We start from the raw sequence: 13108 nt of genomic DNA on the forward strand, positions 1-13108 counted from the left end.
CTTGGTGCGTTGGCAGGGTGCAAATGCACCATTTTGGATAAATTAAGTTACGAGTGGCAGCCGAAAAAATTGTCTAACAGTTTGATAAACCATTAAAAAACTCAAAATGGCAGCATTGCTGCAAAGCTAAAGCATATTTTGTATACAAGGTATGCTCACAATGACGACGCCCGCTTCAAGACTAAATTTTTCGACTGCAATGCCCGTTTTTTCGACTCTGCGCTGGCTAACGGGCTGCGCTGTCGCGTTGGTTTTAATACCGGCTGTCAGCCATGCCGATGACACTCCAATACGTTTCCAGTTGGACTGGCGCTTTGAAGGGCCTTCCGCGCCGTTTTTAATGGCCGCTGAAAAAGGCTACTTCGCCGAAGAGGGGCTGGACGTTCAGATCGATTCGGGCAGCGGCTCAGCGGGCGCGATTAACCGCGTGGCGTCCGGGGCCTACGAAATGGGCTTTGGCGATCTTAATGCGCTGGTCGAATTTCTCGCCGAAAACCCCGATGGCCCCGGCATTCAGGGCGTCTATATCGTCTACGACGGCACCCCAGCGGCGGTGTTCGCCCGTAAAGAGAGCGGTATCGAAAGCCCGGCTGATTTAGCCGGTAAAACCATCGCGGCGCCCGCCTTTGACACCGGTTACCGCGCCTGGGGCGTGTTTGCCGCCGCTAATGACATGGAAGCCGACGCAGTAGAGTGGCAGAACGTCGACCCCACGCTGCGTGAAACGCTGCTCACTCGTGGCGATGTGGACGCGATCACCGGCTTTTACTTTACTAGCCTGCTCAATCTTGAAGAGCGCGGTATGAGTGAAGATGAACTGACGATTATGCCGTTCCCCGACTATGGCGTGCCGCTCTACGGTAACGCGATTATTGCCAGCGAATCCTTCGCCGAATCTAATCCAGACGCCGTGCAGGGCTTTCTGCGCGCCTTCAATAGGGCCCTGGGCGAGACCATTGCCGACCCAGAAGCTGCCATTGAGTACGTCAAAAACCGTGACGGTTTGATCGACGTAGAGATGGAAACCCGGCGTTTGAAGCTCGCTCTGGAGAGCGTCGTGGATACCCCTGATGCCCGTGAGAATGGCGTAGGCGGGGTGGATGAAACGCGCCTGCAGGAAGCCATTCAGCTTGTTGCCGACGCCTATGACTTACCCTCTGTGCCGTCTCCAGACCAGGTGTTTAATGCAAACTACTTACCACCCCAGGAAGAGCGCATGCTGTTTTCGGCAGAGGACGAATAAGCATGTCGGCAGCGTTCGTCACCTTCGATGACGTTAGCCTTGCCTACGATGGATCAGGCAACGCCATTGAAGATATCAACCTGAGCATCCACGAAGGCGAGTTTGTCGCCTTCGTGGGGCCTTCAGGGTGCGGAAAGTCGACCTTTATGAAACTCTGCACCGGTTTGCATGCGCCCACGACCGGGGCTGTTCAGGTGGATGGAGAGCCGGTCACCGGGCCGCTGAAGATCTCTGGCATGGCGTTTCAAAACGCCAACCTGCTGCCCTGGCGCACTACCTTGGATAACGTCTTGCTGCCGCTGGAAATCGTCAAACCTTACCGCCATCAGTTTCGTAAGCGGCGCGCAGAGTTTGTCGGCTGGGCGCGCAAGCTGCTCAAGACCGTTGGGCTTGAAGGCTACGAAGAGCAGTACCCGTGGCAGCTTTCCGGCGGCATGCAGCAGCGGGCGTCGATCTGCCGGGCGCTGATTCMCCAGCCGCGTTTACTAATGCTGGATGAACCCTTCGGTGCGCTGGATGCCTTTACCCGCGAAGAGCTGTGGTGTGTGCTGCGTGACCTGTGGGAGGCGCAGCGTTTTACGGTAGTGCTGGTGACCCACGACCTGCGCGAGGCAGCGTTTCTGGCCGATACCGTCTACATCATGAGCCGCCGCCCAGGCCGAGTAATCGAGCGCCGCCAAATCGAGCTGCCGCGACCCCGCGCACTGGAAACCACCTACCAAAAMCCCTTTATAGATTTGGTTCAGGAGCTACGGGCACAAATTGGCGAAGTACGTAGTACTTGATAAGAGTCCGGGGCACTTGATACCTGCACTTAATAAAAGCTCTCAGCACCTGATTAAAGGCGCTTACATGATTAAAAATAGCAAACTGATTGAAAGGCTCGCGCCGTGGATCGCGGTGGTGGCACTGGTCATCATCTGGGAAGTCACGGTGCGGGTGTTTGATGTGCCCAGCTTTATCTTCCCGAGTGCATTGGAAACCGCCCAGGCGCTGGTAACGTATTCCGGGCCTATCGCTATGCACTCCTGGCAAACCTTCTGGACCACGCTGATTGGCTTTGGCCTGGGTGTGGCCGTGGGGCTGGTGTTGGGCTTTATTATCGGCTCGTCACGCTTTCTGTATAACGCCTGCTACCCGCTGCTGGTGGGCTTTAATGCTATTCCTAAGGTCGCCTTTGTACCCATTCTAGTGGTCTGGTTTGGGATTGGCTCGGTACCGGCGATTCTCACCGCCTTTTTAATCTGCTTCTTCCCGATTGTGGTCAACGTGGCCACCGGTTTGGCCACGCTAGAGCCTGAAATGGAGGATGTGCTGCGGGTGCTGGGCGCGCGGCGTATGGATGTGTTGCTGAAAGTCGGCCTGCCGCGCTCGCTGCCCTACTTCTTTGCTTCACTGAAAGTCGCCATTACCCTGGCGTTTGTAGGCACGGTGGTGTCAGAAACCGTCGCTTCGAACCAGGGCATTGGCTATCTGATGATGAGCGCTGGCTCGCAAATGCGCATGGGGCTGGTCTTTGCCGGGCTGCTGGTGATCAGCGCCATGGCCATGGTGATGTACGAGCTGTTTGCGCAGTTGGAAAAGCGTATGACCGGATGGGCGCACCGGGGGCAGAATCGCTAAGCCAGTATTGGACTTACCAACGATAGAGCAGCGAAGCGCTAGTGGTGCTGTCGGTGCGCGCACTGGTGTCATCGGGCGGCTGGGAATTGTGCTTTATTTCGTGGGATAAGCGCAGCGACAGCTTCGAGTTAAGCCGGGCAGTAAGCGCCGTTAGCGAGCGGGAGGTGGTGTTCTGGTTGGTATACTCTACCGACATTTCCTGCTGAATATCGGCGTAGCTGGAAAACCCCCAGCGATAATCCAGCGCGGTGTAGGTCACCATCAAGCGTTCATCGTCGTACTCGCGTAGCCGGTCATGACGATAGCCAGGGCCCGCTTCTAACGACAGGGTGTGGGTGTCGTTCTCCAGAATCTGGCGCCCGTACCCCCCAATCGCGGACAGCTGCTGGTCATAACCGGCAAAACGATCCTTCTCCCAGCGAGCAAAGCCAAATAGATAGTGTGGGCCGTCTAGCTCATAGCGCTCGCGTCCGGCGACCAGGTACTGCTCGGCGCTGGTTTCGTTATCTTTACTCACCGTGCGCACTTCACCGCGCAGTGAGTAGGTAAAATTACCGGTTAACCATGTCAGCAGCGTTTTGCCGATCAGCGTTTGGCTATTGGTATTGCCCGAAAGGTGAGTAAAGCCCAGCTCGGCATCGCCACTGAACACCGGCGCATCTTCCTGGGGAGGCGGTGGGGCGTAAAACGGGTTGGCATAGGCAGCGCTTAACCACAGCGGCCAGCAGGCCAGCATAATAATCCATCTAACGATTGCCACTACATCCCTCCTTGGTTTAGGCCGAGGACTATTATATCAGCGAACGATCACATGAGTGATGGCAATTAACGTCGTTTGCTGGCGCGTGCCATAATGGTGCGGTCACGCATTTTGAGTCTACCTATGAGCGTTTCTCGCCCCCGAACATTAGCCGATCTGCAGCGCTGGCGTCGAACCCGCGCAAGGCGCAGTTGGTATAAGCGCAGCTTTCGCCTGCAGGTGATGCTGTTGGTCGGGCTGCTATTAGCGGGCATGCTACTGGCACAGGGCACCTATCTCAATCACCGCAAGGCGGAAATTATTAGCCAGCAGATGGGCGAACGAGCGCTGGCGGTGGCCAAAACGGTGGCCTCGATGCCGCAAATTATTAATGCCTTTGCGATCCCCGACCCCGCTTTCATTATTCAGCCCCTAGCGGAGCGAATTCGCCATGAAACCGGTGCTCGCTACGTCGTTGTGGGCAATGCCCGAAGTATTCGCTACTCTCACCCGGTGCCCGAGCGGATAGGTAAGCCAATGGKAGGCGGGGATAATGATCAGGCGCTGATTCATGGTCAATTTTATGTCTCAGAAGCAACCGGCTCATTGGGTACTGCCATTCGTGGCAAAGCGCCCATTTGGGACGAAGAGGGCAATATCATTGGCTTGGTCTCCGTCGGTTTTATGATGGATCGCGTGGCCATGGACGTAGCCCGCTACAACAGCTTTGGCTGGGCGCTGGTGGCGCTGATGATTTGTCTCGGCTTTGCCGGTGCCTACTGGCTATCGCAGCACCTCAAGAAGGTTATTCTAGGCTTGGAGCCCTACGAAATTGCCCGCTTGGCCATGGAGAAAGAGGCCATTTTGCAGTCGATCCACGAGGGCATTCTGGCGGTTAATCGTGAAGGGCATATTACCCTGGTGAATCAGCAGGCGCGGCGCTTTCTCAACTTAGACGATGAGCATGTGCTGCTGGGGCAGCCCATCCGTGAGGTGGTGCCCAATTCGCGGCTACTGGAGGTGCTCCGGCGCGGCGAACAGGAGTTCGACCAGGAGATGTGGCTGGGCGATCACCCGGTGGTGGTCAACCGCGTGCCGATTCTGCACGAGGGAGAAATTGAGGGCGCCGTGGCGACCTTCCGCAGCCGCCGCGAGATCGTTGATCTCTCCCACGCGCTAACCCAGGCCAGCCGCGACGTGGATATGCTGCGCGCTCAGGCCCATGAGTTTTCCAATAAGCTCTACACCATCTCTGGGTTACTGCAATTAGAGCGCATCGAGGAAGCCTTGGCGCTGATCCATCAGGAAACCGAGCGTGCCCAGGCGCAGATGAGCTTTTTAATGCGCAATGTAGCCGACGCCGTGCTTAGCGGCACCCTGCTGGGTAAACTCACCCGCGCCCGGGAACTGGGCGTGACGCTGGAAATCGATGAGCAAAGCTCGCTCTCCTGCCCGCTAACACCCACCGGGCAAGAGGTGATGATGAGCGTGGTGGGTAACCTGCTGGACAACGCCTGCCACGCAGCGCTGAATGGGCCGACTAACGAGCCCAAAGTACGTCTGTTTTTTACTGATTTGGGCGAGCAGCTGTTGATCGAAGTGGAGGRCAACGGGCCCGGAGTGCCTGCCCAGTTCGCTGAGTCGATTTTCCAGGAAGGCTTTTCGACCAAAACGGGCAAGCACCAGGGCATTGGCCTGGCGCTGGTGGCCAGGCTCTGCCGTCAGCACGGCGGCGCCGTGACTCTGGAAGAGAGTGAACTAGGCGGGGCGTGCTTTATCGCGGTGCTCGATCGCTCGCTCTGCGCGCAGCCAGACCAGCATCAGTCTCAACAACGCTATCAACAGCGCTCTCAACAACAATTCCAAAGCAGTACCAAAAACAGTGACCACGACAGCTAGGGAGGCAGGCAATGTCTGATGGGCAGTACGGTATTTTGGTCGTTGAAGACGATTTTCGCATTGCCGATATTCACAGGGCCTTTATTGAACAGAGCGATGGCTTTTATGTGGTTGGCATGGCGCGCAATGGCAGTGAGGCCAAGGCCATCATGGCCGAGCAGGCCGCTAGCATCCATTTGATTTTGCTCGATGCCTACCTGCCTGATGTTGAAGGCTTGGAGCTGCTATGGGCGATTCGCCGCGACTATGTGCATGTGGATATCGTCATGGTTACCGCCGCACGAGAAGTGGAAACCATCAGCGAGGCGCTGCGTGGTGGGGTGTTTGACTMCCTTATTAAGCCCATTGAAGCCACACGCATGACCCAAATGCTGACCCGCTTTCGTCGCGAGCGTGAAGCCTTGGCCAACCGTGCCGAGATGAACCAAGACGAACTGGATACCGTGCTGGCGCGCTTACAGCCCGGCGATCCGTCGCGGGCTAAATCGCATGCTCAGTCTCAAGCCCTGCCCAAGGGCATTGATCGGCTGACGTTGCGCCGGGTAATTGATGCCCTGGCAGACGCCTCTGACTCCCTTACCGCCATGCAGATGGCGCGCACCATGGGTGCCAGCCGCTCTACCGCGCGACGCTATTTAGAGTTTTTGGTCGCCGAGCAGGCAGTCAGTGCCGAGCTGGGCTATGGTGATGTAGGGCGGCCCGAGCGTCGCTATCGGCTGTKGGRGGCGGCACACAAGTGGCTAGACTCTCTATAAGTGCATGCTATAAGTAGCCAGTGTGAACAAAATGAACAAAATGCCCATAAAGAACTTTTTGTCTTTTATGCGCACAAGCTTGTCGGTCAGGGGCATGGTCTTCTAACGTTCGCGGCGTGCAGTCTCACAATAAGAAGCTCTACATAGCAACATCATCACACAACAACACTGATACGTGGAGAACGCCATCATGACCTCGCTTACCCTCAAGCGTTTATCTGTAGTTGCGCTACCCCTCGCCGCTTTTGCCGCCATGACGACCGCCGCACAGGCGCAAGAGTGGACGCCGAGCCGCTCCATCGAATTCGTCGCACCGGCTAACCCCGGCGGTGGTTGGGACACCCTCGTGCGCACCATGTCACGGGTGATTCAGCAAGAAGAAATGGCCGATGAGAGCTTTGCTGCGATCAACGTTCCCGGTGGCGGTGGTGCCGTGGCCTGGGCGCAAGTGGCGCGCGATGAAGGCAACCCGCACAAGCTATTTGCCACCAGCCCGCCGATGATTCTGGTGCCGCTGGCAGGCGCCTCGCGCTATGACCACACCGACTTTACCCCGGTCGCGCGGATTAACACCGACTACTCAATCATTCTGGTCGCGGCGGACTCCGAGTATCAAGATCTTGAAGATCTGCTCACCGCGCTGAAAGAAGACCCCAGCCTGAGCGTGGGTGGCGGCAGTGCCCCAGGCTCCATGGATCATATCGCCATTGCAGGCCTTGCCTCGGCGGCGGGTATGGAAGCCTCAGCAGTCAACTACATCCCGTTCTCGGGTGGCGGCGACGCCATGACTAACCTGATGGGCGGCCACATCGAAGCCGTTGTCGGCGGTGCCGGTGAAGCGGTTGGCCAATTAGGCGAAGGCAGCCAGCTGCGTGCGCTAGGCGTCTCTTCTGAAGAGCGTTTGGGTGGCGGTTTGAGCGAAGTGCCGACGTATCAAGAGCAGGGCTTCGACTACACCTTCGATATCTGGCGCGGCGTGATGGGCGCTCCCGGTATGCCTGAAGAAGCAGTCACCTACTACGAAGATCTGTTCGCCGAAATGTTGGAAACTGACGCATGGCGCGAAGCAAGCGACCAGCTGGGCTGGATCGACGCCTATCAAAACAGCGAAGAATTTGGCGCCTTTCTGGATCAGCAGCAAGAGCAGTTCAGCGATGTGCTGAGCGAGCTTGKCCTACTGCGCCAGTAATCCCACTCCTGTATCACCCAGCCGCCCAAGCGCGGCTGGGAGTCTCCGGTCGTTAACCACGTGTTGTTAACCGCTGGAGGCGTGTTGGCTCCTTCGGAGAGACTCCTATGACTCGTTTAAATACCAATCAGTGGTTAGCACTGGTATTTGCGGTATTCGCTACTGGCTATATCGCGATGGCGTGGCAAATCCCTACTTTCCCCCTGCCGCGTCCGGTCGACTCTGACCTTTTTCCTAAAGTATTAGGCTTCGCGCTACTGATCCTGTCGGTGTTTCTGTTTTTCGAGAAACCTACTCCGATAGCCGGTGCCGATGAGATAGATCATGAGGCCACCCAAGGCCCAAGGCTGTTTACGCCATGGGCGCGGGTCATCGTGACCTCGCTAGCGATTGCCGCCTATGCGTTTTTGCTGGTACCGCTAGGGTTTGTACTCGCTTCAACGCTGCTCTGCGTTGGTCTGACGGCCTACTACGGTTATCGCCGCCATGGGGTCAACCTCGCTACGTCGCTGGGGGTAGTGCTGGCGCTCTACCTGACCATGACGAAGGTGATGGATGTTTACCTGCCCACTGGCGTGCTGCCCTTCTAAACAAAGCCTTGTTAGCAGGTCTTTCCGCTAGCAGTTCTTGAGAGAGTAATTCCCATGGATGCCTTCAATAATTTGATGTACGGCTTTGGCATCGCGCTTGAGCCAATCAATATTGCCTACGTATTTGCCGGCGTATTTGCTGGCACCATTATCGGCATGCTGCCGGGTCTGGGCCCTATCAGTGCACTTGCCTTGATGATTCCTATCACCTTTGCCATGGAGCCTTCATCGGGCTTGATCCTGATGGCCGGGGTTTACTACGGCGCCATCTTTGGTGGCTCCACGTCGTCGATCCTGCTTAACGCCCCTGGCGTGGCGGGTACCGTGGCGACCTCCTTTGACGGCTACCCGATGGCTAAAAAAGGTCAGGCGGGTAAAGCGCTGGCGATTGCCGCCTACGCTTCCTTTATCGGTGGTACCATTTCCGTTATTTTCTTGATGCTGATTGCCCCGCTGCTGTCGAAAGTAGCCGTGAGCTTTGGCCCTTCTGAGTATTTCGCCTTAATGGTGCTGGGCTTAACCGCTGTCGTTTCGCTGTCGGATAAGTCCCTGGTTAAAGGGCTAATTGCCGCCGTGGTGGGGGTGATTATTTCTATTATCGGTATCGACATGCAGACCGGTACTGAGCGCTTTACTTTCGGTTCAGTGCAGTTGCTGGATGGCATCGACTTCCTGGTCGTAGCCCTGGGTATTTTCGCCCTTGCCGAAGTCTTTTACATGCTGCTGCGTGGCGGCGGTGGCAAAGAAATGCCGCGCAATGAGATTGGCTCGCTGAAATTGTCACGTAGCGAAGTGAAAGAAATCGCTGGCCCTATTGGTCGTAGTTCGATATTGGGTTTCTTCACCGGGGTACTGCCAGGCGCGGGCGCGACCATCGGTTCGTTCCTGGGTTACAGCATGGAAAAGCGCATTGCCAAAGATGGTCACACCTTTGGGCAGGGCAATATCAAAGGCGTGGCGGCGCCGGAAGCAGCCAACAACGCTGCCTGTACGGGCTCCTTTGTACCGCTGCTGACGTTGGGTGTGCCGGGTTCAGGCACTACCGCTGTCCTGCTAGGCGCGTTGCTTGTCATGGGGGTTAACCCCGGCCCGATGATGCTAACTGAGCGCCCGGACGTGTTTTGGGGCGTGGTTGCCAGTATGTATATCGGCAATATCTTCCTGCTGGCACTTAACCTGCCGCTGATTCCCTATATCGCTAAAATTCTCGATATGCCTCGCCCATTGCTGCTATCGCTGATTCTGATCTTCTGCATGATCGGTGTTTACGGCATGAGCTTCAGCGTATTTGATCTGCTGCTACTGCTTGGCTTCGGCTTKGTGGGCCTGGGCATGCGCCTGTTTGGCTTCCCCGCGGCGCCGCTGATTCTAGCGCTGATTCTGGGCAACATCATGGAAGAGTCCATGCGCCGCGCACTGCAGATTTCCGGTGGTGACTGGATGACCTTTATCGACAAGCCCATCTCCCTTGGTTTGCTGGTCGTCGCTCTGCTGTCGCTTGGTCTGCCGTTGCTGAAAAAACGTCGTAAGAAAGTCCCACCCGACGTGGCTGTTTAACGCCTCGATTTGAAGGGTGAATAGCGAGGAGCCTTGGTGATGCCAAGGCTCCTTTTTTAACTGCTTTTTAACTGACAACAAAGAGTGAGGTTGTAACTAATAAGTAAGTGTTACGTTACTGATCTGTATTCAAAAAGCTCAAGTACTTAGTTGGTGCACTGTATCTTGTTGGTGCATTGTGAGGGTGCCTTAGCCGCGTTCTTGCGCTTTATTTTGGTGCATTCGGTGAATGTTGAGATTTTCTGATGATTATTAAGTGGCTGATTAAAGAGCTATAAGACAACTTTGTGTCAATCTGGCGCATCCCTTGCAGGTGTTAATGGCTAGTGGACGTATTGGGGASCTAACACAACAACCCCAAGTGCGAAGCCAATCATCAAGCCTCGGTCATAACAAACCMCAGCCATAAGGGGTGCAAGGAGATTAACAATGAACACACTCAAACGCTCGACACACTCCCGCCCATTCCTATCACGTGGCCGTTTCGCGACCGCTTTACTCACCGCTGCCATCATGAGTGCTAGCACCCAGGCCGCCGCCCAGGACGATGACCCGATCAAAGTCGGTATCCTGCACTCTCTCTCCGGCACCATGGCGATTAGTGAGACCGTCCTCAAAGACACCGTCGAAATGCTTATCGAGCAGCAGAACGAAGCCGGTGGTTTGCTGGGCCGTCAGTTAGAGGCCGTGGTGGTCGACCCGGCGTCTAACTGGCCGCTGTTTGCTGAACGCGCCCGGGAGCTACTAGACCAGGAAGAAGTGGACGTTATTTTCGGCAACTGGACGTCGGTTTCGCGTAAATCCGTTCTGCCCGTCGTAGAAGAACTCAACGGCCTGCTGTTCTACCCGGTGCAGTATGAAGGCGAAGAGTCTTCTGAAAACGTCTTCTACACCGGCGCAGCGCCTAACCAGCAGGCGATCCCTGCGGTTGAATACCTTATCAACGAAGTCGGTATCGAGCGCTTTGCGCTGGTGGGTACCGACTATGTCTACCCGCGTACCACCAACCGTATCCTTGAAGCCTTCCTCAAGGACGAACACGGCATCGCGGAAGAGGACATCATGGTTAACTACACGCCGTTCGGTCACTCCGATTGGCAAAACATCGTGGCGGAAATTCGCCGCTTCGGTGAAGAGGKTAAACCGACCGCCGTAATCTCGACGGTTAACGGCGACGCTAACGTGCCGTTCTATACCGAGCTCTCCAACCAGGGTATCGACGCTGCCGATATTCCGGTCATCGCCTTCTCCGTGGGCGAGCAGGAGCTTACCGGTATTGATACCGGGCCGCTGGTAGGCCACTTGGCGGCATGGAACTACTTCATGAGCGTCGATAACGATGACAACTACGACTTTATCGATGCCTGGATTGAGTACACCGGCGACGATATGGCGGTGACCAACGACCCAATGGAAGCGCACTACATTGGTTTCAACATGTGGGCCGAAGCGGTTCGCAAGGCGGGCACGACAGACGTCGATACGGTGAAAGACGCCATTATCGGTGTGACCGTACCTAACCTCTCCGGCGGTTATGCGGCGATGATGCCCAACCACCACATCACCAAGCCGGTGCTGATCGGTGAGATTCAGGACAACGGTCAGTTCGATATCGTTTGGCAGACGCCGTCTACCGTGGCCGGCGACGCCTGGTCTGACTACCTGCCTGGCTCCCGTGACCTGATTGCCGATTGGCGCAAGCCGATGGAGTGCGGCAACTTCAACGTCGTGAACGGCTCGTGCGGTGGCAGCACCGCAGCAGAAGAAGCCGAAGCGGCGCTCGCTGAGTAAAAGCTCCTGTAGTGAGTAATACTGATCCCTCGTCCCTAGGCTGAAGCCCAAGTGGCGAGGGAGCACGCTAACTCCCCCTCTTTAGATAACCAAAGGAAGAACCCCATGAGGCGTTTCCTTTCCTTAGGGCTGCTGTGCCTACTGTTGTTAAGCATCACAGTGACCGCCCAAGCACAAACGAGCTCCACGAATACTGCCGACGATGACGCCGCGCTCGAGTTGTTAGAGGCGCTGGACGTTGAGTCTTACGCTGACAAAGGCGACGCGATCACCGCCATTTTGCAAAGCGATGACGAACGCGCCCGAGACTGGCTGCAGGCTTTGCTGGATGGCCGCTTGCAGCGTACCGAAGATGGCCGGTTCGTGCTGGTGCTCGAGAACCGCGGCCGCGACTGGCCGGTGGCCGATGTACTGACCGGCGAAGCGCTGGGCGAGATGTCCCGTCGTGATCTGGAGCGTATCGGCATCAACAACAACCTGCGTAATCAACTGCGTAGTGCCATCGCGGTAGTTGMCCTCTACTCGCCTAACGTTGAACGCCGCCGCACCTCGGCCGAGCGCCTGTTAGGTGAAGTAGATGGTGAGCTGGTGCCCACCCTTGACGACCTGATCGAACAGGAAGAGGACGAGCAGGTGCGCTACCGGCTGACTCAGGCCGTGGCGATCTACCGTGCCGAAGCGGGCGAAATGGCTGGGGTCGAAGCGCTGGACGGCAGCCTTCACCCCCGCTCCCGCGTGGCGTTGAGCCGGGCAGCCACTGGGGATGATCCCGTCGTCGCCAACGCCGCTGCCGCTTCCCTGTTGGGTATCGAGCAGCAGCTCAAAATCAATCGTGGTCTGGAAACGCTCTATTTCGGCTTGAGCCTCGGCTCAGTGCTGGTGCTAGCGGCCATTGGCCTGGCGATCACCTTCGGGGTCATGGGCGTGATCAACATGGCCCATGGCGAGCTGATGATGCTGGGCGCCTACACCACCTGGGCGATGCAGCAGCTGCTGCCCGGCCAGCCTGGGCTGGCGTTGATTCTATCGATTCCCGCGGGCTTTATGGTCGCCGCTTTGGCTGGTGTGGCGATCGAGCGCGGCGTGATCCAGTTCCTCAAAGGCCGCCCGCTTGAGACGCTGCTGGCGACCTTTGGTATCAGCCTGATTCTTCAGCAACTGGTGCGCACGGTGATTTCACCGCTTAACCGTACCGTCATCACGCCTGAGTGGATGAGTGGCTCATTGGTGGTGAACGATGCGCTGTCGCTAACGCTCAACCGCATGTACGTACTCGGCTTTGCGCTGGTGGTGTTTGCCGGGCTGATGCTGATCATGCGTCGCACGCGGCTGGGGCTTGAGGTGCGCGCCGTGACCCAAAACCGCGCCATGGCACGCTCCATGGGCATTCGTGCCACTCGTGTGGATATCATGACCTTTGCGCTGGGCTCCGGTGTGGCCGGGCTTGCAGGTGTCGCGCTCTCCCAGCTCACCAACGTCGGCCCTAACCTGGGGCAGAACTACATCATCGACTCCTTCATGGTGGTGGTGTTCGGCGGCGTGGGCAACCTGTGGGGCACGCTGGTTGCTGGCCTATCGCTGGGGGTGATCAACCAGGTGCTGGAACCCTGGGCAGGCGCGGTATTGGCCAAAATTATCGTGCTGGTGTTTATCATCCTATTCATTCAGAAACGCCCGCGTGGACTCTTCCCGCAGAAGGGCCGGGCTGCGGAGGGCTAAGCG

At 56.9% G+C, this 13108-nt stretch carries 11 protein-coding genes; 10 read left to right on the forward strand and 1 reads right to left on the reverse strand.

Annotated features, from left to right (window positions below; translation table 11 throughout):
- Positions 1-199 precede the first annotated feature (199 nt).
- The 3 genes from HALO_RS01315 to HALO_RS01325 all read left to right on the forward strand — a co-directional run bounded on the left by HALO_RS01315 (position 200) and on the right by HALO_RS01325 (position 2866).
- Positions 200-1243 carry an ABC transporter substrate-binding protein gene (locus HALO_RS01315; protein WP_035581860.1) on the forward strand — a complete coding sequence of 348 codons (1044 nt, stop codon included), beginning with the start codon at positions 200-202 and terminating at the stop codon, positions 1241-1243.
- A 2-nt stretch (positions 1244-1245) separates the two neighbouring features.
- Positions 1246-2028: an ABC transporter ATP-binding protein gene (locus HALO_RS01320; protein WP_050712881.1), complete on the forward strand. Its 783-nt coding sequence runs from the start codon at positions 1246-1248 to the stop codon at positions 2026-2028.
- Positions 2029-2095: 67 nt separating this feature from the next.
- Positions 2096-2866: an ABC transporter permease gene (locus HALO_RS01325; RefSeq protein ID WP_035581856.1), complete on the forward strand. Its 771-nt coding sequence runs from the start codon at positions 2096-2098 to the stop codon at positions 2864-2866.
- 13 nt (positions 2867-2879) lie between these two features.
- Here the strand turns inward: HALO_RS01325 and HALO_RS01330 are convergent, their stop codons facing one another.
- Positions 2880-3602 (reverse strand): DUF481 domain-containing protein, encoded by a 723-nt coding sequence (locus tag HALO_RS01330; RefSeq protein WP_050712882.1) that lies wholly within the window; start codon positions 3600-3602, stop codon positions 2880-2882.
- 147 nt (positions 3603-3749) lie between these two features.
- Between HALO_RS01330 and HALO_RS01335 the strand changes: the two genes are divergently transcribed.
- The 7 genes from HALO_RS01335 (at position 3750) to urtB (ending at position 13105) form a co-directional block, all read left to right on the forward strand.
- Complete coding sequence (locus HALO_RS01335; protein WP_050712883.1) at positions 3750-5504, forward strand: ATP-binding protein; 1755 nt, start codon at positions 3750-3752, stop codon at positions 5502-5504.
- A gap of 11 nt (positions 5505-5515) precedes the next feature.
- Entirely contained in the window at positions 5516-6259 is a 744-nt protein-coding gene (locus HALO_RS01340) for a response regulator (protein ID WP_050712884.1), read from the forward strand.
- A 190-nt stretch (positions 6260-6449) separates the two neighbouring features.
- Positions 6450-7448, forward strand: a complete 999-nt coding sequence (locus HALO_RS01345; RefSeq protein WP_050712885.1) for a tripartite tricarboxylate transporter substrate binding protein — start codon at positions 6450-6452, stop codon at positions 7446-7448.
- 107 nt (positions 7449-7555) lie between these two features.
- Positions 7556-8038 carry a tripartite tricarboxylate transporter TctB family protein gene (locus tag HALO_RS01350; protein WP_035581842.1) on the forward strand — a complete coding sequence of 161 codons (483 nt, stop codon included), beginning with the start codon at positions 7556-7558 and terminating at the stop codon, positions 8036-8038.
- Positions 8039-8092: 54 nt separating this feature from the next.
- Positions 8093-9595 (forward strand): tripartite tricarboxylate transporter permease, encoded by a 1503-nt coding sequence (locus HALO_RS01355; protein ID WP_050712886.1) that lies wholly within the window; start codon positions 8093-8095, stop codon positions 9593-9595.
- A gap of 429 nt (positions 9596-10024) precedes the next feature.
- The gene (gene urtA / locus HALO_RS01360; RefSeq protein ID WP_050712887.1) at positions 10025-11386 is read left to right on the forward strand and encodes an urea ABC transporter substrate-binding protein; all 1362 of its coding nucleotides are present in this window, start codon (positions 10025-10027) and stop codon (positions 11384-11386) included.
- Between the two features lie 105 nt (positions 11387-11491).
- Entirely contained in the window at positions 11492-13105 is a 1614-nt protein-coding gene (gene urtB, locus HALO_RS01365) for an urea ABC transporter permease subunit UrtB (RefSeq protein ID WP_050712888.1), read from the forward strand.
- The last annotated feature ends 3 nt before the right edge of the window (positions 13106-13108 follow it).

Origin of the sequence: Halomonas sp. R57-5 (assembly GCF_900070345.1) — a bacterium.
In the GTDB taxonomy this organism is placed as follows: domain Bacteria; phylum Pseudomonadota; class Gammaproteobacteria; order Pseudomonadales; family Halomonadaceae; genus Vreelandella; species Vreelandella ventosae_B.